The sequence below is a fragment of the Candidatus Pantoea deserta genome (genome assembly GCF_003813865.1).
GTDB classification, from domain to species: domain Bacteria; phylum Pseudomonadota; class Gammaproteobacteria; order Enterobacterales; family Enterobacteriaceae; genus Pantoea; species Pantoea deserta.
Genome location: NZ_RMVG01000002.1, coordinates 22,586 through 44,760, shown reverse-complemented (window position 1 = coordinate 44,760; position 22,175 = coordinate 22,586). Strand labels below are relative to the sequence as shown.

General features: G+C 60.4%; 22 protein-coding genes. 7 read left to right on the top strand and 15 right to left on the bottom strand.

The features are described 5' to 3' along the window. Positions 1 to 106 precede the first annotated feature (106 nt). Both BBB56_RS02825 and BBB56_RS02820 read left to right on the top strand, forming a co-directional pair. On the top strand, positions 107 to 325 hold the full coding sequence (locus BBB56_RS02825; protein ID WP_123798611.1) for a YgdI/YgdR family lipoprotein: 219 nt from the start codon (positions 107 to 109) through the stop codon (positions 323 to 325). Positions 326 to 465: 140 nt separating this feature from the next. Next, the gene (locus BBB56_RS02820; protein ID WP_123798610.1) at positions 466 to 1,506 is read left to right on the top strand and encodes an NADP(H)-dependent aldo-keto reductase; all 1,041 of its coding nucleotides are present in this window, start codon (positions 466 to 468) and stop codon (positions 1,504 to 1,506) included. 235 nt (positions 1,507 to 1,741) lie between these two features. On the opposite strand, the gene dinB is transcribed toward BBB56_RS02820, so the two are convergent. Next, entirely contained in the window at positions 1,742 to 2,794 is a 1,053-nt protein-coding gene (gene dinB / locus BBB56_RS02815; protein WP_255420529.1) for a DNA polymerase IV, read from the bottom strand. Positions 2,795 to 3,077: 283 nt separating this feature from the next. Between dinB and dpaA the strand changes: the two genes are divergently transcribed. After that, positions 3,078 to 3,821, top strand: coding sequence for a peptidoglycan meso-diaminopimelic acid protein amidase (gene dpaA / locus BBB56_RS02810; RefSeq protein WP_123798608.1), 744 nt, complete (start codon positions 3,078 to 3,080; stop codon positions 3,819 to 3,821). On the opposite strand, the gene BBB56_RS02805 is transcribed toward dpaA, so the two are convergent. Further along, positions 3,792 to 4,559: a class II glutamine amidotransferase gene (locus tag BBB56_RS02805; RefSeq protein ID WP_123798606.1), complete on the bottom strand. Its 768-nt coding sequence runs from the start codon at positions 4,557 to 4,559 to the stop codon at positions 3,792 to 3,794. The genes dpaA and BBB56_RS02805 overlap by 30 nt on opposite strands. A gap of 54 nt (positions 4,560 to 4,613) precedes the next feature. Then, positions 4,614 to 5,192: a D-sedoheptulose 7-phosphate isomerase gene (lpcA, locus tag BBB56_RS02800; RefSeq protein WP_123798605.1), complete on the bottom strand. Its 579-nt coding sequence runs from the start codon at positions 5,190 to 5,192 to the stop codon at positions 4,614 to 4,616. A gap of 224 nt (positions 5,193 to 5,416) precedes the next feature. On the opposite strand from lpcA, the gene fadE reads away from it, so the two are divergent. Beyond that, positions 5,417 to 7,864, top strand: coding sequence for an acyl-CoA dehydrogenase FadE (gene fadE / locus BBB56_RS02795; protein WP_123798603.1), 2,448 nt, complete (start codon positions 5,417 to 5,419; stop codon positions 7,862 to 7,864). Between the two features lie 205 nt (positions 7,865 to 8,069). Here the strand turns inward: fadE and mtnK are convergent, their stop codons facing one another. Continuing rightward, positions 8,070 to 9,269, bottom strand: coding sequence for an S-methyl-5-thioribose kinase (mtnK, locus tag BBB56_RS02790; RefSeq protein ID WP_123798601.1), 1,200 nt, complete (start codon positions 9,267 to 9,269; stop codon positions 8,070 to 8,072). Between the two features lie 133 nt (positions 9,270 to 9,402). Between mtnK and mtnA the strand changes: the two genes are divergently transcribed. Beyond that, positions 9,403 to 10,437, top strand: coding sequence for an S-methyl-5-thioribose-1-phosphate isomerase (mtnA, locus tag BBB56_RS02785; protein WP_123799414.1), 1,035 nt, complete (start codon positions 9,403 to 9,405; stop codon positions 10,435 to 10,437). A gap of 56 nt (positions 10,438 to 10,493) precedes the next feature. Here the strand turns inward: mtnA and BBB56_RS02780 are convergent, their stop codons facing one another. From BBB56_RS02780 to BBB56_RS02770, 3 genes are read right to left on the bottom strand one after another with little or no spacing between them, the layout of a single operon-like run. Beyond that, positions 10,494 to 11,036, bottom strand: a complete 543-nt coding sequence (locus BBB56_RS02780) for a 1,2-dihydroxy-3-keto-5-methylthiopentene dioxygenase (RefSeq protein ID WP_123798599.1) — start codon at positions 11,034 to 11,036, stop codon at positions 10,494 to 10,496. Then, on the bottom strand, positions 11,033 to 11,710 hold the full coding sequence (gene mtnC, locus BBB56_RS02775) for an acireductone synthase (RefSeq protein WP_123798597.1): 678 nt from the start codon (positions 11,708 to 11,710) through the stop codon (positions 11,033 to 11,035). Before mtnC ends, BBB56_RS02780 begins: the two co-directional genes overlap by 4 nt. Beyond that, on the bottom strand, positions 11,707 to 12,321 hold the full coding sequence (locus BBB56_RS02770; RefSeq protein WP_123798595.1) for a methylthioribulose 1-phosphate dehydratase: 615 nt from the start codon (positions 12,319 to 12,321) through the stop codon (positions 11,707 to 11,709). Before BBB56_RS02770 ends, mtnC begins: the two co-directional genes overlap by 4 nt. Before the next feature lie 130 nt (positions 12,322 to 12,451). Here BBB56_RS02770 and BBB56_RS02765 point away from each other — a divergent pair, with 130 nt between their 5' ends. Continuing rightward, positions 12,452 to 13,612: a pyridoxal phosphate-dependent aminotransferase gene (locus BBB56_RS02765; RefSeq protein WP_123798593.1), complete on the top strand. Its 1,161-nt coding sequence runs from the start codon at positions 12,452 to 12,454 to the stop codon at positions 13,610 to 13,612. Further along, positions 13,600 to 14,370, top strand: a complete 771-nt coding sequence (locus BBB56_RS02760) for an amidohydrolase (protein WP_123798591.1) — start codon at positions 13,600 to 13,602, stop codon at positions 14,368 to 14,370. The genes BBB56_RS02765 and BBB56_RS02760 overlap by 13 nt, the downstream gene beginning before the upstream one ends. 70 nt (positions 14,371 to 14,440) lie before the next feature. Here BBB56_RS02760 and katG read toward each other — a convergent pair whose 3' ends face one another. The 8 genes from katG to BBB56_RS02720 form a co-directional block, all read right to left on the bottom strand. Further along, the gene (gene katG, locus BBB56_RS02755; protein WP_123798588.1) at positions 14,441 to 16,705 is read right to left on the bottom strand and encodes a catalase/peroxidase HPI; all 2,265 of its coding nucleotides are present in this window, start codon (positions 16,703 to 16,705) and stop codon (positions 14,441 to 14,443) included. Positions 16,706 to 16,808: 103 nt separating this feature from the next. Then, a complete protein-coding gene (uraH, locus tag BBB56_RS02750; RefSeq protein ID WP_123798587.1) occupies positions 16,809 to 17,144 on the bottom strand; it encodes a hydroxyisourate hydrolase in 336 nt (111 codons plus the stop codon). Further along, positions 17,141 to 17,635: a 2-oxo-4-hydroxy-4-carboxy-5-ureidoimidazoline decarboxylase gene (gene uraD / locus BBB56_RS02745; protein WP_123798585.1), complete on the bottom strand. Its 495-nt coding sequence runs from the start codon at positions 17,633 to 17,635 to the stop codon at positions 17,141 to 17,143. The genes uraH and uraD overlap by 4 nt, the downstream gene beginning before the upstream one ends. Beyond that, on the bottom strand, positions 17,632 to 18,891 hold the full coding sequence (gene hpxK / locus BBB56_RS02740) for an allantoate amidohydrolase (RefSeq protein ID WP_123798583.1): 1,260 nt from the start codon (positions 18,889 to 18,891) through the stop codon (positions 17,632 to 17,634). Before hpxK ends, uraD begins: the two co-directional genes overlap by 4 nt. After that, on the bottom strand, positions 18,888 to 20,120 hold the full coding sequence (locus tag BBB56_RS02735) for a pyridoxal-phosphate-dependent aminotransferase family protein (protein WP_123798582.1): 1,233 nt from the start codon (positions 20,118 to 20,120) through the stop codon (positions 18,888 to 18,890). The genes hpxK and BBB56_RS02735 overlap by 4 nt, the downstream gene beginning before the upstream one ends. 18 nt (positions 20,121 to 20,138) lie before the next feature. Continuing rightward, complete coding sequence (locus BBB56_RS02730) at positions 20,139 to 20,870, bottom strand: amino acid ABC transporter ATP-binding protein (RefSeq protein WP_123798580.1); 732 nt, start codon at positions 20,868 to 20,870, stop codon at positions 20,139 to 20,141. Next, positions 20,851 to 21,507, bottom strand: coding sequence for an amino acid ABC transporter permease (locus BBB56_RS02725; RefSeq protein WP_199756191.1), 657 nt, complete (start codon positions 21,505 to 21,507; stop codon positions 20,851 to 20,853). The genes BBB56_RS02730 and BBB56_RS02725 overlap by 20 nt, the downstream gene beginning before the upstream one ends. After that, complete coding sequence (locus tag BBB56_RS02720) at positions 21,507 to 22,172, bottom strand: amino acid ABC transporter permease (RefSeq protein WP_123799412.1); 666 nt, start codon at positions 22,170 to 22,172, stop codon at positions 21,507 to 21,509. The genes BBB56_RS02725 and BBB56_RS02720 overlap by 1 nt, the downstream gene beginning before the upstream one ends. Positions 22,173 to 22,175 lie beyond the last annotated feature (3 nt).

Here is a 22,175-nt window from a genome sequence, read left to right as displayed (position 1 = left end):
AAACGATTTATTACTACACTTTTTGCAGTTGATGCTGTGCGCCCGTGAAAGGGCACGCGCAGCTGGCGCAACCTTCAGGCTGGCGGGAGTGAGAGGAATAAACGTAATGAGAGAGTTGGCAAGCGTAGCAGTATTGATGTTGGCCGTGGCGACCCTGAGCGGATGCAGCTCAGATTATGTTATGGCAACCAAAGATGGACAGATGATCATGACGGAAGGCAAGCCGACCATCGATAAAGAAACGGGCCTGGTGAAATATGTCGATCAGTCCGGTCATGAAGTACAGATTAATGGCGACGAAGTGTCGACCATTATTGAGCGTTAAGTGCCTTTTTAAGTCGCCTGCCCGGTAATTTGTCTGGACAGGCGATTTCCCCGATTTTCCCCACTTCCTTCCCCGCTGACTGACGCGCTATAGTCCAACAGGACGCACCATTACATTCCATAAGAATAAGGAAGACGGCTATGCACTATCACCGCATCCCTCATAGCACGCTGGAAGTGAGTCAGCTGGGATTAGGAACCATGACCTTTGGTGAACAGAACAGCGAAGCCGACGCCCATGAGCAGCTCGATTTCGCCATCGCCAGCGGCATTAACTTTATCGATACCGCTGAAATGTACCCGGTGCCGCCGCGCCCGGAAACCCAGGGTTTGACCGAACAGTACATCGGCAGCTGGCTGAAGAAGCGCGGCAGTCGCGACAAAGTAATCCTCGCCAGCAAGGTTTCCGGCCCGGTTCGCGGCGCTGACGCCTCTATTCGTCCGCATCAGGCGCTGGATCGCAAAAATATCCGCGAAGCGCTGGATGCCAGCCTGAAGCGTCTCAATACCGACTACCTCGATCTCTACCAGCTGCACTGGCCGCAGCGCCAGACCAACTATTTCGGCAAGCTGGGCTATCAGTACAGCGAAAACACCATTCCGGTTACGCTGCTGGAGACGCTGGAAGCGCTGGCCGAGCAGGTGCGCGCGGGCAAGATCCGCTATATCGGCGTGTCCAATGAAACCGCCTGGGGCGTGATGCGTTATTTACAGCTGGCGGAAAAACACGAGCTGCCGCGCATTGTCACCATTCAGAATCCCTACAGCCTGCTGAACCGCAGCTTCGAGGTAGGACTGGCCGAGATTAGCCAGCATGAGGGCGTAGAGCTGCTGGCCTACTCCAGCCTCGCGTTCGGCACGCTGAGCGGCAAGTATCTGAACGGCGCGAAACCGGCCGGCGCGCGCAATACGCTGTTTAGCCGTTTTACGCGCTACAGCAGCGAACAGTCGCAGCAGGCCATTGCGGAATATGTGGCGCTGGCGCAGAAGCACCAGCTGGATCCGTCGCAGATGGCGCTGGCCTATGTTCGTCAGCAGCCGTTTGTGGCCAGCACGCTGCTGGGCGCCACCACCCTTGATCAGCTGAAAACCAATATCGACAGCTTTAATCTGACGCTGGATGCCGAAGTGCTGGACGCGCTGGAGGCGATTCACCGCCGTTACACCTATCCGGCGCCTTAAGCTTTCACAGACGGCGCCATGGCTTAGCAAGCCGAAGAGCAAAGCGCAAAAACGCCGGGAGCGTGTTTGAACAACGCTGTGCGCTGGCCCGATACGGGCGCACCTCAAGGATGAGGTGCGGACTGGCGCAGGCCGAGCGGTCAGGGGTGACGAACAGCGGTTTTGCGATCGGGCGAGACTATCCGCGCTGGCACTGCCCCATAATGCCGCGCCGCCACTGATTTTTTCCTGCTCATTACAGCCCCAGCAGCAGCTGCCGCTCCAGCTGCGGATCGAGCAGCGTGACGTGCAATCCCACCAGCCGCACGCCGCGCCCGGCGCGCCGCTCATCCCAGGTTTTACGCGCCACGGCGATCAGATCCTCTTTATTCAGCTCCGGCCAGATATGCTCCTGCGTGGTGAGCTGAAAATCGTTGAACTTGAGTTTGACGCCCTGCCGCGCAATCTGCCTGTCGGGCCGCACCTGCGTCAGACGACGCTCCAGCTCCGCGTAGAGAAAGTCGATAATCTCCAGGCAGGCTTCCCAGCTGTGAATATCTTCCGCCAGCGTGCGCTCGACGCCAACGGATTTGCGCTCGCGCTCCACCACCACACCGCGCTCGTCGATGCCGTGGCTGCGCTCCCACAGCACGCGGCCGAATTTGCCGAAGCGCTTGAGAAGCTGGGCGACGTCGGCTTTCTGTACGTCTGCGCAGGTATAGAGTCCCATCTCCTCCAGCTTTTTTGTGGCTACTTTGCCGACGCCGGGAATTTTCGCCAGCGGCAGCGACAGCAAAAAGTCGGGCATCTCCTGCGGCGTAATCACGTACTGCCCGTCTGGTTTATTAAGATCGGAGGCTATCTTGGCGAGAAACTTAATCGGCGCAATGCCCGCCGAGGCGGTCAGCCCCGTCTCCTGAAAAATGGTCTGGCGGATCTCGCGGGCGATCAGCGTGGCGGAGCCGTGACAGTGTTGGCTGTCGGTGACGTCCAGATAGGCCTCGTCGAGAGAGAGCGGTTCGATAAGCGGGGTATAGCGCAGAAATATGTCGCGGATCTGCTGCGAGGCTTGCTTATAGGCGTCAAAACGCCCCGGTAACAGCTTCAGGTGCGGACACAGTTTCAGCGCCATCGCGGTCGGCATAGCGCTGCGCACGCCATATTTGCGCGCCGGATAGTTCGCCGTGCTGATCACGCCGCGTCGTTCGCGGCTGCCGCCAATGGCAATGGGAATGTCGCGCAATGCTGGATTATCGCGCATCTCCACCGCTGCATAGAAGCAGTCCATATCGACATGTATGATTTTCACGCTTGCTCGCCGTCCGGTTTTCGTCACACCTTATGATACTGTATAGATGTACAGATGCAAAAATTGTGGCGTATCAGCGGATAAAACGGCGTTGCGTATTGCGCGACTAAAGTTTACAAATTTTTGGCCGTCAACACCTCAGGAAAGCGCGAATTTACCCAGCGGCGTCTTGATAAAAAAACAGACAATGCTAATGTTGCGCTGCGGTAGCGGAGTTTTCCGATTATGCAAGTCTGAGACGCATTTTGCGTCACCGTTCTTCCTCACTCAAGGTACACACAGCATGGGCAAAATCGCACTTCTGTTTGCGATGATTTTAATGCCAGCCCTCAGCATGGCAATGACTCCCGAACCGACACAGCAGACGTCGACAGCGGTGAGCAAAGAATTAAAGAAACAGTTACTTGGCACGCCAGTTTATATTCAGATTTTCAAGGAAGAACGTACGCTGGAGCTGTACGGCAAAATCGGCAATGAGTTTCGCCTGCTGGATACCTATCGCATCTGTAACTTTTCCGGCGGTCTCGGCCCGAAACGTCGCGAAGGCGATTTTAAGAGTCCGGAAGGGTTTTACAGCGTCAGGCTGAATCAGCTCAAGCCAGACAGCCGTTTTTATCGCGCGATCAACGTCGGTTTCCCTAATCAGTACGACCGCGACCACGCCTATACCGGCAACTATCTGATGATTCACGGCGATTGTAAGTCGATCGGCTGCTACGCCATGACTGACGCCTATATGGATGAGATCTTTAGCTACGTGAACGCGGCGCTGCGTAACGGCCAGCCGCAGGTGGACATCAACATCTTCCCGTTCCGCATGACCGACAGCAATATGCAGCGTCACCGTTACTCGACCTACGCCAGCTTCTGGCGCGAGCTGCAACCCGGCTATGCTTACTTCGCGAAGTATCATCAGCCGCCGACGGTCAATGTCGCCAGCGGCAGCTATGTGATGAACGGCAGCCCGGTGATGGTCAATCCCGTCGCCGCCTCTAAATCATTCCTGGCGCTCTCCAAGGCAGAATAACGCCCACTCACCTGGCACGATGCGGTGCCAGGTTTCATTTCCCGTCAGCGGCTGCGTCGCGATCACCGTGACCACGTCGTTGGCGGTGGTGTGCTGCTGAAAATCAATCTCTACGTCCTGATCGAGCAGCTGCGCTTTGCCGAACGGCGCGCGCCGCGTGATCCAGTAAAGATTGGTGGAGCAAAACGCCATCAGATAGCGTCCGTCCGACAGCAGCATATTAAAGACCCCCTTCTGCCGCAGCTCTCCCGCCAGTTCCGCCACATAGCGAAACACCGCCGGCCAGTTAGCGGGCGTGCGCGGGTAGCGCGTCGCCAGCTTGTGCAGGATCCAGCAAAATGCCTTTTCGCTGTCGGTTTCGCCAACCGGTCGAAAATGGCCGGTTTCCAGCTGGCGATAGCCTTTCAGCTGACCGTTGTGAGCATAGGTCCAGTTGCGCCCCCACAGCTCGCGGGTAAAGGGATGGGTATTTTCCAGCGACACCTGTCCGCGATTCGCCTGGCGAATATGCGCCACCACCGAATGAGACTTAATCGGATACTCCTGCACCAGGCGCGCAATCGGCGAGTTATAGCTGGGCAGCGGATCCTTAAAGGTGCGGCACCCTTTGTCTTCATAAAAGGTAATGCCCCAGCCATCCTTATGCGGCCCGGTTCCGCCGCCGCGCTGCACCAGGCCGGTAAAACTGAAACAGATGTCGGTTGGCACATTGGCGCTCATCCCGAGCAATTCGCACATAGCTACCGCCTTAGTCAAAAAGACCGCCAGCCTGCTTGCCGGCGGCCAGCGTCTCTATTTCACCATCTCTTTTTCAATCAGCAGCATCAGGATATGGATCACTTTAATGTGGATCTCCTGAATGCGGTCGGCATAGCCGAAGTGCGGCACGCGAATCTCGATGTCCGCCGTGCCCGCCATTTTGCCGCCGTCTTTGCCGGTCAGCGTAATGACCTTCATGCCCTGCGCGCGCGCGGCCTCAATCGCCTTAATGATATTGGCCGAGTTGCCGGAGGTGGACAGTCCCAGCAGCACGTCGCCCGGACGGCCAACCGCCTCGATGTAACGCGAGAAAACATAGTCATAGCCGAAATCGTTGCTGACGCAGGAGAGATGGCTGACGTCGGAGATGGCAATCGCCGGGTAGCCGGGGCGGTTCTCGCGATAGCGTCCGGTCAGCTCTTCCGCAAAGTGCATGGCGTCACAGTGTGAGCCGCCATTGCCGCAGGAGAGCACTTTGCCGCCTGCTTTAAAGCTATCGGCCAGCAGCACCGCCGCGCGCTGAATCGCATGAATATTCGCCTCATCGCTGAGGAATTTATTAAGCGTATCCGCTGCTTCATTCAGCTCAGAGCGAATGATGTCCTGGTACATAGGGGATGTCCTTGTTAGTAAAAGAGTGACTCTGCAAGTTTAACGGAATGCCGGGTTGCCGCAAAGCATGCGCCGCGCGAAACCCCGTTGGTCTGGGACAGAGAACGAGGCGATTTTGTGAGTGAGGTTGTAATTGCGATGTAAACAAATTGCTAATTGCCGCCCGGTATCATACACCTCTACCAATAACAGGTCAGACCTCTTACTACTACGGAGCTGTGATTATGATAGTTGTGTCGATACTTGCGACGCTGGTGTTGATCAGCGCCCTGTTCTACCACCGCGTCTCTCTGGCGGCGAGCAGCGCCATTCTGCTGTTGTGGACCGCAGCCTGGTCAGCGGCGCAGGTCTGGACGCCCTGGCTGCTGCTGCCGCTGGCGATTATTCTGCTGCCTTTTAACCTGCCGACCATGCGTCGCTCAATGTTCTCAAAGCCGATGTTGCAGCGCTTTCAGCAGGTGATGCCGCCGATGTCGCGCACCGAGAAAGAGGCCATCGACGCCGGCACCACCTGGTGGGAAGGCGATCTGTTTCAGGGCAAGCCCGACTGGCAGAAGCTGCATAACTATCCTCAGCCGCGCCTGACGCCGGAAGAGCAGGCGTTTCTTGATGGCCCGGTTGAAGAAGCCTGCCGCATGGCGAACGATTTTCAGATCACTCATGAAATGGCCGATCTGCCGCCGGAACTCTGGGCCTGGCTGAAAGAGCAGCGTTTCTTCGCCATGATTATCAAGAAAGAGTATGGCGGACTGGAATTTTCCGCCTATGCGCAGGCGCGCGTGCTGCAAAAGCTGGCGGGCGTGTCGGGCATTCTGGCCATCACCGTGGGCGTGCCTAACTCACTCGGCCCCGGCGAACTGCTGCAACATTACGGCACTGACGAACAGAAAAAACACTACCTGCCGCGACTGGCGCGCGGCGAGGACATTCCCTGCTTTGCGCTGACCAGCCCGGAAGCGGGTTCCGACGCGGGATCGATTCCTGACACCGGCGTGGTCTGTATGGGGGAATGGCAGGGCAAACAGGTGCTGGGCATGCGCCTGACCTGGAACAAGCGCTACATTACGCTGGCGCCGGTGGCGACCGTGCTGGGTCTGGCCTTTAAGCTCTCCGATCCCGATCGCCTTCTGGGCGACACCGAGTCGCTGGGCATTACCTGCGCGCTGATCCCCACCAGCACCCCAGGCGTAGAGATCGGCAAGCGCCACTTTCCGCTTAACGTGCCGTTCCAGAACGGCCCGACACGCGGCAAGGATATTTTTGTGCCGATCGATTTTATCATCGGCGGACCGCAGATGGCCGGTCAGGGCTGGCGTATGCTGGTCGAGTGCCTGTCCGTCGGACGCGGTATTACCCTGCCCTCTAACTCCACCGGCAGCCTGAAAAGTCTGGCGCTGGCGACCGGGGCTTATGCGCATATTCGCCGTCAGTTCAAAGTCTCTATCGGCAAGATGGAAGGCATTGAGGAGCCGCTGGCGCGCATTGCCGGCAACGCCTACGTTATGGACGCCGCCGCCACGCTGATCACTACCGGCATTATGCAGGGTGAAAAACCGGCGGTGCTGTCGGCGATTGTAAAATACCACTGCACCCATCGCGGCCAGCGCGCTATCGTGGATGCGATGGATATTGCGGGCGGCAAAGGCATTATGCTGGGCCGCAATAACTTCCTCGCCCGCGCCTATCAGGGCGCGCCTATCGCCATTACGGTAGAAGGCGCGAACATCCTGACGCGCAGCATGATCATCTTCGGCCAGGGCGCAATCCGCTGCCATCCGTTCGTGCTGAAAGAGATGGCGGCGGCGGCCAGCCACGATCTTAACGCTTTTGACAGCGCGCTGTTCAGCCATATCGGCTATGTAGGCAGCAACGCCGTGCGCAGCCTGTGGCTCGGCCTGACCGCCGGACGCGGCAGCGCCTCGCCGACGCGCGACGTCACGCGCCGCTATTACCAGCATCTCAACCGCCTGAGCGCCAACCTGGCCCTGCTGGCTGACGTGTCGATGGCGGTGCTGGGCGGCAGCCTGAAACGTCGCGAACGCATCTCGGCGCGTCTGGGGGATGTGCTGAGCCAGCTCTATCTCGCCTCAGCCACCCTGAAGCGCTATGACGATGAAGGCCGCCACGAGGCGGATCTGCCGCTGGTGCACTGGGGCGTGCAGGATGCCTTACATCAGGCTGAGCAGGCGATTGAGGATCTGCTGCGCAACTTCCCCAGTCCGCTGGCGGCTGGCGCGCTGCGTATGATGATTTTTGCTGGCGGTAAGCACTGCCCGGCGCCGAGCGATCGTCTGGACCACAAGCTGGCGAAGCTGCTGCAACTGCCTTCCGCGACGCGTACGCGTCTGGGACGCGGCCAGTATCTGACGCCGAGCGAGCATAATCCGGCGGGCCAGCTGGAGCAGGCCTTGCAGGAGGTGATGGCGGCGGAAGCGATCCACGATCGTCTGTGCAAACAGCAGAAACAGCACTTCTCATTTACCCGACTGGACGCGCTGGCGCAGCAGGCGCTGAAAGCAGGCTGGATCGACGCGGCGGAAGCCGAGGTGCTGACCCGTGCCGAGGCGAGTCGCCTGCGCGCTATCAACGTAGATGAGTTTGACGCGGATGCGCTGGCGGTGCCGGTGAAGCAGCCCGTGATGAAGGCGACGCGGGAAAGCGAGGCGGCGTAACACTGCGGTTAGCGAGCAAGGCGTTTGCGCGGGCGGCATAGTCGCCCGCAAGCGGTACAAACGGCGTCCATGCCAGCCCGGCCCGCGCGAACAGCGACTATTCGCGCGCTGCGCTGGGCGACAGCGCTTTCTGGATTTTTCCCTGTCGCGCCAGGCGTCGCTCTTCGGTCCCTGCCCCATCAACGATAAAAATAAATCCTCAGCCCTAACCGGCCTGGCGAATGCGCGCAATCAGCGCATCGACATCTTCCACATGATCGGCCGCCAGAATCAGCGTGCGTCCCAGCGTAATACAGCTGCGAATGCATTCGGTGCGCATCGCCTCATCTTTAATCAGCTTCATATCCGCGACGTGCGACATGCCGACGGTGCGGCGAATCAACTCGGTGCCGCAATAGCCGATGGTATCGGCCCACACCTTGCGCAGAAACGCCTGCGCATAGCCGGGATATGCCAGCGCGACATCTGAGGTCTTCGCTTCCGCCAGCGCCAGGAAGCGCGCGGCAAAGGTGTTCCACACCTCGCGAACGTCGTTGAGCCGCAGCTCGCGCCCTTCCGCCGCCTCGCGCGGCGGCAACAGGCCTGGCAGACCGCAGTAGTTGATCAGCAGGTTGCCCAGCGCCGTGCCCACATCGAAGCCGATGGGACCAAAATAGCCAAACTCGGCGTCAATGGCTTTCAGGCTGTTGTCGGCAACGAAAACAGAGCCGCTGTGAATGTCGCCGTGCAGCAGCGCTTCGGCATGGGCGAAAAAGCGATGCTTTAATCCGGCGACGGCGATCTTCAGCGCGTCGTCGGTGCGCAAACTGGCGGCCAGCGGCTCCAGCGCCTGTGGATAGTTGTTGCGCGCATGATCGGTATAGGGATCGTTAAAGAACAGATCCTCCGTGATTTCGCACATTTCGGGGTTGATAAAGCGCGCCACTTCCGCCTTTTTTTGGTGGGGATGCAGCACAAAATCAGAGGTATGGAACAGCGTCTGCGCCAGATATTCCCCCAGCTGCGCCGCGGCCTGCGGGTAATAAGCGCCTTTTACCAGCTCTCCGCGCCAGATGCGATGGCTGGAGAGATCCTCCATCACCATCACCGCCAGCTGGGGATCGTAATGCGTCACCTTAACGGTGTGCTGCGGGCAATATTTGTAGTGCTCAGTCAGGGTTTCCGCTTCCAGCCGCGCGCGATCCAGCGTCAGCGGCCAGGATTCGCCGACGCAACGCACATAAGGCAGCGCCTGCTTGACGATAACCCGACTCTTTCCCTGACGGTCGAAAATTTTAAAGACCAGGTTGAGATTACCGTCACCAATCTCTTGCGCCTCGCTCAGCGAGGCCGGATCGTCCACGCCGCCAAATTCTCTGGCATATTCAACGGCATCCGCCGCGGTGAAGGTACGGTATTGCGACATTGCCATTCCTCTCAAAAAATCTCTGAAACGAAAACCCCGCCAGGGCACTGTAATAAGCCGTTCAGACGTCTATACATCCGTTCCGCATGTTGGCACAATACGCGACAATAACGCAACAGGGATTTCACAGATGATGCAAACGCTTCAAACCACCAGCTTACAGGTTCGTGACAATCAGCTCTGGATACTCGATCAGCAGGCGTTGCCGCAGCAAAAAAACTGGCTGCCGGCGCATGACGTGGCGCAGCTGGTGGGGCATATTCATGCGCTTCGCGTGCGCGGGGCGCCGCTGATTGGCCTTTCCGCCTCGCTGCTGCTGGCGCTGCTGGCGGAACAGGGCGCAGCCCGCGAGGAGCTGGCGCAGTCGCTGGAGGTGCTGCGTGCGGCCCGCCCCACCGCCGTTAATCTGATGAATAATCTCGACCGGATGAAGCTGGCGCTGACGCAGGCGGATTTTGTTTTCGCTTTAGGCCAGGAAGCCCTGCGACTGGTGGCGGAAGATCGCCAGCTGTGCGATAACATCGCCGAAGCCGGTAGCGCGCTGGTCAGACCGGGGAGCCGGTTGTTAACTCACTGCAACACCGGCGGGCTGGCGACAGCGGGCGTCGGCACAGCGCTGGGGGTGATCGCCCGCGCGCATCAGCAGGGCAAGGTGACTAATGTCTGGGTCGATGAAACGCGCCCGCTGTTGCAGGGGGGACGTCTGACCGCATGGGAGCTGGGCGAGCTGGCGATCCCTTATCAGCTGATCACCGATTCGATGGCGGCCAGTCTGATGGCCAGCGGCCAGGTTGACGCTATCTGGGTGGGCGCGGATCGCATTGCGGCTAACGGCGACGTCGCGAACAAGATTGGCACCTACAGCCTGGCGGTGCTGGCGCACTACCACCACATTCCATTTTACGTCGCCGCTCCCCATACCACGCTGGATCGCCAGTGCGCCAGCGGCAGAGATATTCCCATCGAGCAGCGCGCCGCCAGCGAAGTGACCGGCGTGGCAGGCAGCTTTGGCAGCGTGCAGTGGGCGCCGGAAACGGCGGCGGTCTTTAACCCGGCGTTCGACGTGACGCCGGCGGCGCTGATTAGCGGCTGGGTACTGGATACGGGCGTGGTGACGCCTGAAGCGGTAGCGGCAGGCGTGTTTCAGCCGTCGGCGGACGCGCGCTAAGCGGTTAAGTCAGGCCCGGCAAGGCCATCGCTATTGCCGGGCGCATAAGCCTCATCTTATGGCAGGCGCGGATAGGCGTCGGCAATAGCGTCACCGGTAAAGTGCGCCACCCAGCCCTCCTGGTTATCGAAGATGCGGATCGCGGTAAAGTTTGGCGACGATCCCATATCAAACCAGTGCGGCGTGCCCGCAGGCACGGAAATCAGATCGTTTTTCTCACACAGTATCTGGTACACCTGTCCATCCAGATGCAGACAGAACAGGCCCGCGCCTTCAACAAAAAAACGCACTTCATCTTCGCCGTGGGTATGCTCGGAAAGAAATTTCGCGCGCAGCGTCTCTTTTTGCGGATTGTCGGCGCGCATGCTGATTACGTCCCAGCTCTGATAGCCCTTCTCCGCCACCAGCCGATCGATCGCGTGCTGATAGGCCTCGATCACTTTGGCAGGCTCAGGATTTTCACCTAAATCGCGATCCGCCGCCCAGCGCTCAAAGCGCACATTTTTTGCATTCAGCCGTTCACGGATCATCTCCGCATCGGTACTGTGCCACACCGGCAGCGTGGCTTCGGTATCGGTAAAAATGGTCAATGCACTCATGCTAAAACGACTCCGGAAAAGGTGTTCACCTGATGATGGCGGCTTTCGCTGTCAGCGGGGCCGCGAATTAACTGTACGGTATTCCATCCGGCTTCCGCTGCCGCATCCAGCTCCTGACGAATGTCGGAGAGGAACAGCAGCTGCTCAGCGGGCAGGCCGGTTTTTTCAGCGATAGCGCGGTACGAAGCGACGTCACGCTTGGCGCCGACGCGGGTATCGAAATAGCCGCTAAACAGGCCAGTAATATCACCTTCATCACTGTAGCCAAATAACAGTTTTTGCGCCGCTACCGAACCGGAAGAATAAACGTAAAGCTGGACGCCCTGTTCCCGCCAGCAGCGCAGCGCAGGCAGCACGTCAGGATAGAGATGACCGGTAAAACTGCCGTTGACATAGCCGTCACGCCAGATCATTCCCTGTAGCGCTTTTAGCCCGGTAGACTTGCGATCCTCGTCCATAAAGCCCAGCAGGATCTGCGTCACCGCCTCGATATCGGCATCCGGCTGCCCCGCCTCGGCGCGTACGGCATCGAGCGCCGCGCTGACTTCAGGATCGCTGTGCTGCGCGCGGATAAAGGCCGCGAGATGCTCGCGCGCATAGGGAAACAGCACATCATGTACAAAGCGAATATCGCTGGTGGTGCCTTCAATATCGGTAACAATAGCGCGGATCACAGGGCCTCCAGCAGGCGACGTTGGCGTTCACACTCAAACAAAAATTCCAGTCCTTCCAGATGGCGGCGCGCTTCGCTGACGTCGCGGCCCCAGCAGGTCAATCCGTGACCGCGCAGCAGAAAACCGTAACGGAACGGCGTCGCTGCGGCGTAGGCCTCAATCCGCTGCGCCAGCGCGTCAATGTCCTGATCGTTATCAAACACCGGGATCGCCACCTCTTCAAGATGGCTACGCTGGCCCGCCAGCGATTTCTGCATTTCGTAGCCCTCCAGCCGCAGCGCGCTGCCTTTTTCGACGCGCGACAGCACCGTTGAATTTACCGTATGGGTATGCAGCACCGCGCCCGCATCGGGAAACAGCCGGTAAATCAGGGTGTGCAGCCCGGTTTCCGCCGAAGGTCTGCGTCCGGACGGCACGCTATTAGTGGCAATCTCCACCTGTATAAAATCATCGCGCGTCAGGCTGCCTTTATCTTTGCCGGATTCGCTGAGCAGGCAGAAGCGCCCATCTTCACGAACGGACATATTGCCGCCGGTGGCGGGCGCCCAGCCTTTAGCGCCAATCCAGTGGCAGGCGGCCACCAGCTGGTCAAGCGGAGAGAGTTGCGACATAGCGTTTCAGCATCCTGTAGGGTGGGTTTAGACGTCTAAGCGTCTCGATTGCCAAATATTAACATCCTGTTTATAGTGGCTTCAACACAGGGTTACTCCGCAACGACATTCGCGCTTAAGGCAATTAACAATGACGCAGCACAACCTGACGCCGGAGAGCAAACTGCCCGCTCTTGGCACCACGATTTTCACCCAGATGAGCGCGCTGGCACAGCAGCACAACGCCATTAATCTTTCGCAGGGCTTCCCCGATTTTGATGGCCCGCGCTATTTGCAGGAGCGTCTGGCCTGGCACGTCAGCCAGGGCGCCAACCAGTATGCGCCCATGACCGGCGCGCTGCCGCTGCGTGAAGCCATCGCCGCCAAAACCGCCGAGCTGTACGGCCACCGCCCCGACGTCAACAGCGACATTACCGTTACCGCAGGCGCGACCGAAGCGCTCTATGCGGCGATCACCGCGCTGGTACGCCAGGGCGATGAGGTTATCTGTTTCGACCCAAGCTATGACAGCTACGCGCCTGCCGTGGAGCTGTCCGGCGGCGTGCTAAAGCGCATCGCGCTCCAGCCGCCGGGCTTTCGCGTTGACTGGGCGGAGTTTGCCAGCCTGCTCTCTAGCAAGACGCGTCTGGTCATTCTCAATACGCCGCATAATCCTTCCGCTACCGTCTGGCGCAAAGCGGATTTTGAGGCGCTGTGGCAGGCGATTGCCGGGCAGGAAATTTATGTGCTGAGCGACGAAGTCTACGAACATATCTGTTTTGATGAGGCGGGCCACGCCAGCGTGCTGGCGCATCCGCAGCTGCGCCAGCGCGCTGTGGCCGTCTCCTCTTTCGGCAAAACCTTTCATATGACCGGCTGGAAAGTAGGATACAGCGTTGCGCCTGCCGCTATCAGCGCCGAGATCCGCAAAGTACATCAGTATCTGACCTTTGCGGTGAATACCCCCGCGCAGCTGGCGATCGCCGATATGCTGCGCAACGAGCCAGCGCACTACCGCGAACTCCCCGACTTTTATCGCGCGCGCCGCGACCGTCTGGCGCAGGCGCTGGAGAAGAGCCGTTTTAAGGTGCTGCCGTGCGAAGGCACCTACTTCCTGCTGGCGGACTACAGCGCGATTTCCGATCTCGACGACGTTAGCTTCTGTCAGTGGCTGACAAAAGAGGTCGGCGTCGCGGCGATTCCGCTGTCGGTGTTTTGCGCCGGTCCTTTCCCGCACAAGCTGATTCGCCTGTGCTTTGCCAAACAGGAAGCGACGCTTGACGCCGCCGCGGAGCGCTTATGTCGGATTTAAACATAACGGTTTTGCAGGAAACCCTGCACTGGATGGACGGCGAGGCGAATCTGCGTCATTTCGACAGGGTGCTTGAGGGCATCACGGGCCGCGATCTGATTGTGCTGCCGGAGATGTTTACCACCGGCTTCGCTATGGAGGCGGCGCAGCGTTCGCTGCCGCAGGCGCAGGTAGTGGAGTGGCTGCATAAGCACGCCGAGACGAGCAACGCGCTGGTCGGCGGCAGCGCGGCGATCCAGACAGAGAAAGGCGCGGTAAACCGCTTTCTGCTGGTAGAGCCAGACGGCACGCTACATCAGTACGACAAGCGTCATCTGTTCCGCATGGCGGATGAGCATCATCACTATCTGCCGGGCGAAACGCGCGAGGTATTTGAGTGGCGCGGCTGGCGTATCCTGCCGCAGATTTGCTACGACCTGCGCTTCCCGGTGTTTGCCCGCAACAACAACGATTACGATCTGGCGCTGTACGTCGCTAACTGGCCGGCGCCGCGCGCCCTGCACTGGCAGGCGCTGCTGCTGGCGCGCGCCATTGAGAATCAGGCTTATGTCGCGGGCTGCAACCGCGTCGGCAGCGACGGCAACCAGCACAGCTACAGCGGCGACAGCCGGATTGTCTCGCCGCTGGGCGAGATCCTCAGTGAAGCCGAGCCGTTTTCCCAGGCGCGGCTCGACGCCACGCTGTCGCTGGAGACGCTGACCGCGTATCGCGAGCGCTTTCCGGCCTGGCGCGATGCCGATGGCTTTACGCTGAAGTAGCATACTGGATACCGCCAAAAAAAAAGCCGCAGCGTTTAGCTGCGGCTTTACCATTTTACTCGTTACGCCATTACAGGTCGAAACGATCCAGGTTCATCACCTTCGTCCACACGGCTACGAAGTCGGTCACAAACTTCTGCTGCGCATCGCTGCTGGCGTAAACTTCCGCCAGCGCGCGCAGGATAGCGTTGGAGCCAAACACCAGGTCGGCGCGGGTGGCGCTGTACTTCACTTCGCCGCTCTGACGGTCACGGCCTTCGAACAGCTCTTCGCTCTCATCGGTGGCGCGCCATGCGGTGCGCATATCCAGCAAATTAACGAAGAAGTCAGTGCTCAGCACGCCAGGGCGATCGGTAAACACGCCGCGATCGCTGCCGTCGAAGTTGGTACCCAGCACGCGCAGACCACCCAGCAGCACCGTCAGTTCCGGCGCGCTCAGGGTAAGCTGCTGCGCCTTATCCAGCAGCAGCGTCTCGGTGGAGGAACCGCCCTGCACGCGACGATAGTTACGGAATCCATCCGCCAGCGGCTGTAGCAAAGCAAAGGATTCGACGTCGGTCTGATCCTGACGCGCATCGACGCGACCCGGCGTAAAGGGCACCTGCACCGCCGCGCCCGCCGCTGCGGCCGCCATCTCGATACCGACGTTACCCGCCAGCACAATCACATCCGCCAGCGAGGCTTTGCCCGACGCTTTCTGGATCTCCTGCAATACCGGCAGCACGTCGCGGATCACGCTGGCGTTCACCGCCCAGTCTTTCTGCGGGGCCAGCGCCAGACGCGCGCCGTTTGCGCCACCGCGTTTATCGCCGCCGCGGAAGGTCGAGGCAGAGGCCCAGGCCGCGGAGACCAGCTGGCTGACGCTCAGGCCGGACGCCGCGATTTTCGCCTTCAGCTCGCTGATGTCGCTGGCATCTGGCTGATGGATCGCCGCCGGTAACGGATCCTGCCACAGCAGATCTTCTTTCGGCACTTCCGGACCCAGGTAGCGCGCTTTTGGACCCATATCGCGGTGGGTCAGCTTGAACCACGCGCGGGCAAAGGCTTCGTTAAACGCCTGCGGATCGTTGAGGAAGCGGCGCGAGATTTTTTCAAATTCAGGATCGAAGCGCAGCGTCAGATCGGTCACCAGCATTGTAGGCTTACGCTTTTTCTCTGGATCAAAGGGATCCGGGATAATCGCGTCGGCATTGCTGGCTTCAAACTGAATCGCGCCCGCCGGGCTTTTCGTCTGCACCCACTCATATTTGAACAGGTTTTCGAAGAAGTAGTTGCTCCACTGGGTCGGCGTTTGCGTCCAGACCACTTCCAGGCCCGAAGTAATGGCATCGGCGCCGGAGCCGCTGCCGTAGCTGCTGGCCCAGCCAAAGCCCTGGGCTTCAATCGGAGAGGCTTCCGGATCGACGTCGAGATGGCTGGCCGCGCCGGCTCCGTGGGTTTTACCCAGCGTATGGCCGCCGGCAATCAGCGCCACGATCTCTTCATCGTTCATGCCCATATTGCCGAAGGTGGCGCGGATAGCAGGCGCGGCCGAAGCCGGGTTGCCGCTCGCTTCCGGTCCTTCCGGGTTAACGTAAATCAGGCCCATTTCGGTCGCGCCGAGCGGCGCGTTAGCCAGACTTTCCGGATGGCGATGCGCCAGCCACTCCGTTTCGTTCCCCCAGTCTACGTCCATATCCGGTTCCCACACGTCTTCACGACCGGCACCAAAACCAAAGGTACGGAAGCCCGCGTTCTCCAGCGAGACGTTGCCCGCCAGGATGTAGAGATCGGCCCAGGAAATTTTCTGACCATATTTCTGCTTCACCGGCCACAGCAGGCGACGCGCTTTATCCAGGCTGACGTTATCCGGCCAGGAGTTAAGCGGCGCAAAGCGCTGCTGACCACGGCCAGAGCCGCCGCGACCGTCAACGGTGCGGTAGGTGCCGGCGCTATGCCATGCCATACGGATAAACAGGCCGATGTAGCTGCCCCAGTCGGCTGGCCACCAGGATTGCGAATCGGTCAGCAGCGCGCGAATGTCGGCTTTCAGCGCCGAATAGTCGAGCTTGCTGAACTCTTCGCGGTAGTTGAAATCGTCGCTGAGCGGGTTGGAGCGGCTGGAGTGCTGGTTCAACAGATCAACACGCAGCATGTTGGGCCACCAGTCGCGGTTAGTGGTACCGCTACCTGCGCCGCGCGCTAATACGCTCTTTTCTTCGGACGCGCCGTGATGGAAAGGACATTTACCGGCGTCAGCGCCACTCTGGTCGGTGGTTTTTTCTTGCGATGCTCCATGAGGAAAAGGGCATTTACCGGCGGCGGCGGCATTATCGTTATTTTCTGGCGTGCTCATTATCGGCTCCGTTGGCATTGGTTTACCGGATTACGATAGCGAGACGCTCAGGCAAACTCTATCTGGAAAAACCGCTAGTTTTGATAGCCGTTAGCTTTCAAAATCAGCTACCCCGATAGGTAGACCACGACCAGGGAGAGATTAAAAACGGCAGGTGAAAATGGCTGCCCGCCTCGGCGATAACAAAGTCGATTTGCGCCGAGACGTACAGCGCGTCGCGTCCGTCGGCGGCGAAATAGTCCCCGATTTCCGCCGTCAGACGGTAATGGCCCGGCGTTAAGGGTTCCGGCGTCAAATCGTTAACGCGTCCGTCGCTGTCGGTACTGCCTTCGGCGACCGGTAGCCAGCCTTCCGGGCTGTTTTGCTCAAGGGAGATCGCCACGCCGATCGCGGGTTTGCCCAGCGCCGTGTCGAGAATATGGGTGGTAATCGTGCTCATGTCAGGCTCTCCTTCAGGCGCAATAAGGTAATTTCACGTAGCTGTTCGAGCGTTTCACGCTCTTCCGTTTGCGGGTCATGCGCCAACCGGCGCTGAAGCGCAGCCAGCATTTCCTCGCCGCTGCGCCCTCTGGCGCGAATAAGAAAAACACGGCCAAAGCGCGCTTCATAGGCCTGGTTTCCCGCCAGCATCGCCTGCTTTAGCGCCGCGTCGGCCTCGCTCATCGCCGCCTGCTCATGACGGGACAGCGCGGCTTCTTTGTCCGCGCCTGCGGCGCGCTCGCCGATGCGCGGATGCGCCGTCAGCGCCAGCGCCAGATCGGCGGCATTCCAGCTCTGCGCCAGCCGGTTTGCCTCTGCCAGCAGCGCTGACGCAGAAACAAAGGGCCGGGCGCAGACCAGCGCCTCTTGCCAGCGTGGAATGGCGACGCAGTGGGCGATAGCCGCCTGCGCCGCGTCCTGCGGCAGGGCGTTAAAGGTGGCGAGATTCATACCGCACTCCGCTGCGCCAGCTGACACACCGCCTGAAGATAAGCGCGCACCGCCAGCGCCACGTCGCTACTCATCACCGCTTCCGCCGGGTGATGGCTGATGCCGCGATCGTTGCGTACAAACAGCATGCCCACCGGCCAGCGCTCGGCAATCGCGATGGCGTCATGGCCTGCGCCGCTCGGCAGCGCCAGCGTGCGACCCTGCACCGTCTCCACCGCGCTGCTCAGCGCCTGTTGCAGCGCGCCGTCGCAGGCGGTGGCGCTGATGCGGTAATACTCTTCCGCGTCGAAACGCAGACCGCGTCGCAGCGCGATCGCCTCGCCCTGGGTCAGCAGGCTCGACAGCAGCCGCTCCAGCGGCAGATCCTGCGGGCCGCGCACGTCCAGCGAGAGCGCAACCTCGCCAGGGATAACGTTAACCGCGCCCGGCGCGCAGCTCAGCGTTCCCACCGTCGCCACCAGCTGCGGATCCTGTTCGCGCGTCGTGGCTTCAATAAATACCATCCACTCTGCCGCGGCGGCCAGCGCGTCTTTGCGATGCGTCATCGGTACCGTTCCCGCGTGGCCTGCCTCGCCGGTAAAGCGACAGTTAAGACGACGCGCTCCGTTAATGGCGGTGACGACGCCCAGCGCCAGCCCCTCCTGCTCCAGGCAGGGTCCCTGTTCGATATGCAGCTCAAGATAGGCCACGATGTCGTTCAGGTCGCGCGCGGCGCGCGGAATCGCCCCGGCGTCCAGCCCAACATCGGCCATCGCCTGCGCCACGGTAATGCCGTTTCCGTCCGGATGCGTGGTCCAGCTCTCCGGCCAGCTTCCGGTAATGCCCCGGCTGCCCAGCAGCGTAATGCCGAAGCGCGTCCCCTCTTCATCGCCGAAGCCAACAATCTCTACCGCCAGCGGTAAACGCTGCTGGTTATCATGCAGCCACTGCACGGTTTCAATAGCGGTCAGCACGCCCAGCATGCCGTCGTAGCGTCCGGCGTTGCGCACCGTATCGAGGTGCGAGCCGAGCAGCAGCGCGGGCGCGCCGTGGTTGATGCCCTCATAGCGGCCGCAAATATTGCCGACTTCATCCTGCCAGACGCGCATTCCCGCCTGCGCCATCCACTCGCCCACCTGCGCGTTGGCGCGAAGGTGCTCCGGCGAAAGATAGACGCGCGTCAGGTTATCCGGCGACTCACTGATCGCCGCCAGCGCATCGCAGCGCGCCATCACGCGTTCGGCGGCGAACTGCGCCTCTACGGCGTTCATGATCATGCCTGACTCCCGTAGTGATCCCAGGCCGCCTGCATGGCCGCGCCCTGGGTCGCCCGGAAGCCCACGTGCGCCAGCACCGCTTCCAGCGCCGCCAGCGTGGTCATCACGCAGTCTTTACGCGCGTTGTAGCCCATGGTGCCGATGCGCCACACCTTACCGTGCAGCGGACCGAACGAGGTGCCGATCTCAATGCCGAAATCCTCCAGCATTAGCTGACGCACCTGATCGCCGTTGACGCCCTGGGGGATCACCACGCCCAGCACGTTGTTCATTTTGTGCCTCAGGTCGCCGAAGGTCTCCAGCCCCATGCCCTGAATCCCCTTCAGCAGCGCGTCGCCGTGCAGCTTATGGCGGGCGATACCCGCGTCCAGCCCCTCCTGCATTATCAGCCGCGCGCATTCGCGCGCGCCGAACAGCGCGGTGGTGGCCTCGGTGTGGTGGTTAAGGCGCTCCGGTCCCCAGTAATCCATGATCATGCCGAGATCGAAGTAGTTAGAGTAGATTATCTCTTCGTCGCCATCCTGATGCGCGGCGGTGCGGATGCCCTCTTCAACGCATTTACGCCTGCGGATCGCCTCTTCCATCTGCGGGCTTAAGGTGATCGGCGACGTGCCGGACGGGCCGCCAAGGCATTTCTGCATGCCTGCCGACACGGCATCCAGCCCCCAGGCGTCGGTCTCCAGCGCATTGCCGCCAAGCGAAGCCGTAGCGTCGGTATAAAACAGCACGCCGTATTTCTGACAAATGGCGCCCAGCTCCGCCAGCGGTTGCAGCATGGTGGTCGAGGTGTCGCCCTGCACCGTCAGCAGCAGGCGCGGTTTGACGCGTTTGATGGCGTCTTCCACCTGGTCCGGGGTAAAAACTTCGCCCCACGGCACCTCAATCGTATGGACCTCGGCGCGACAGCGGCGAGCGATTTCGCACAGCAGATGGCCGAAGCGGCCAAATACCGGCACCAGCACCCGATCGCCGGGGCGGATCGCCGACAGCAGGATCGCTTCGATCCCGGCGCGTGAGGTGCCGTCGATCAACAGCGTCCAGCGGTTTTCCGTGCGGAAGACGCCGCGATAGAGCGCCATGACCTCGTTCATATAGTGCGTCATCGCCGGATCGTACTGGCCGATCAGCTGAGTCGACATGGCGCGCAGCACGCGCGGATCGGCATTGATCGGGCCAGGGCCCATCAGCAGACGCTGCGGGGGATTGATTTGCGGGTAGCGAGTTTCCATGTTGATTTCCTTATGAATTTAGAGTCGCACCGACGAGATAAACTGTTTTAGCTCTGGCGTCTGCGGAGCGGCGAACAGGGTTTTGCTGCTGCCCTGCTCCCAGACGCGCCCCTGATGCATAAAGACCACGCGGTCGCCGACGTCGCGGGCAAAGTTCATCTCATGGGTAACAAGGATTAATGTCATGCCTTCGGCGGCGAGCTGCTCCAGCACTTTCAGCACTTCCCCCACCAGTTCGGGATCGAGCGCGGAGGTGATCTCGTCGCACAGCAAGACTTTGGGATTCATCGCCAGCGCGCGGGCAATGGCCACGCGCTGCTGCTGGCCGCCGGACAGGTTCGCCGGGTAGTAGTCGAGGCGCTCGCCGAGACCGACCTTCTCCAGCATCTGCGCCGCCAGCGCGCGGCACTCCGCCTCGCTTTTCTTGAGCACCCGGCGCGGCGCCAGCATCACGTTTTCCAGCGCGGTCATATGCGGGAACAGATTAAAGTTCTGAAATACCATGCCCACCGAGCGGCTGATTTCGCGCGCCTGGGTGTCGCGGTCGGTGATGGTCATGCCGCCGAGCTTAATGCTGCCCTCCTGATAGCCTTCCAGCCCGTTCATGCAGCGCAGCAGCGTGCTTTTACCCGATCCGCTGCGGCCGATAATGGAGATAACCTCTCCCATTTCGATGTCGAGATCGACGCCCTTGAGCACGTGATTATCGCCGTAGTATTTCTGCACCTGATTAATGGTGATGAGCGGCATGGAATTTTTTCTCCAGATACTGGCTGTAGCGAGACAGCGGATAACACATCAGGAAGTAGCCCAGCGCGACCAGGCCAAACACCTTAAAGGGCTGATACGTCACGTTGTTCAGAATGGTTCCGGCTTTAGTCAGTTCGATAAAGCCGATAATCGAGGCCAGCGCGGTGCCTTTGATCACCTGCACCGCAAAGCCGACCGTCGGCGCGATGGCGATGCGGATCGCCTGCGGGGCGATAACCCGGCACAGCGTCTGGCCGAAGCTCAGACCGAGGCAGCGCGACGCCTCCCACTGCCCTTTCGGCAGGGCGCGAATGCTGCCGAACCAGATATCAAGCAGGAAGGCGCTGGTATAGAGCGTCAGGGCCAGCGACGCCGCCGTCCAGGGCGCGACGTCGATGCCGAACAGGCCGACGCCGAAAAAGGCCAGGAAGAGCTGCATCAGCAGCGGCGTGCCCTGAAACAGCTCGGTATAGCCGCGAATCAGACGCGTCAGCCAGCGGCGCTGTAGCAGACGTAAAAACAGCAGCGGCAGCGTCACCAGCGTGCCGCCGAAAAAGGCGGCGAGCGACAGCAGGAGGGTCCAGCGCGCCGCCAGCAGCAGATTGCGCAAAATGTCCCAGTCGGTAAAAGTCGTCATCATGCCTGGACTCCAAACCATCTCCGCCCCAGCCCCAGCAGAACCTGGCGCATGGCGATGGATAACAGCAGATAGATCAGCGTGGTCACCACATAGACCTCAAAACTTAAAAAGGTCCGCGACTGAATCAGGTTGGCCGCGAAGGTTAACTCTTCATAAGAGACCTGTGACACCACCGACGAGCCGAGCATGACGATAATGCACTGGCTGACCAGCGCCGGATAAATGCGCTGTAGCGAGGGCGGCAGCACGACGCGCAGAAAGGTTTGCGCGCGGGTCAGCCCCAGCACGCGCCCCGCCTCCCACTGCCCTTTCGGCGTCACCTGAATGCCCGCGCGAATAATTTCGGTGCTGTAAGCGCCCAGATTGATCAGCATCGCCAGCAGCGCCGCCTCGCCCGCCGTCAGCTTCAGCCCCAGATTAGGCAGGCCAAACACGATAAAGAACAACTGCACCACAAAAGGCGTGTTGCGGATGATCTCAACATAGGCTCCCCACAGGCGGCTGGCCCAGCTCGGCCTGCCGCTGCGCAGCGCCGCGCCGAAAATCCCCAGCCCGACGCCGCCGACGGTGGCCAGCACCGTGAGCTGAACCGTGACCCACAGCCCGGCGAGCAGCTCCGGCCAGTAAGGCAGGAGCGCGGGAAAATTAAGTTGACCGAGCATCAT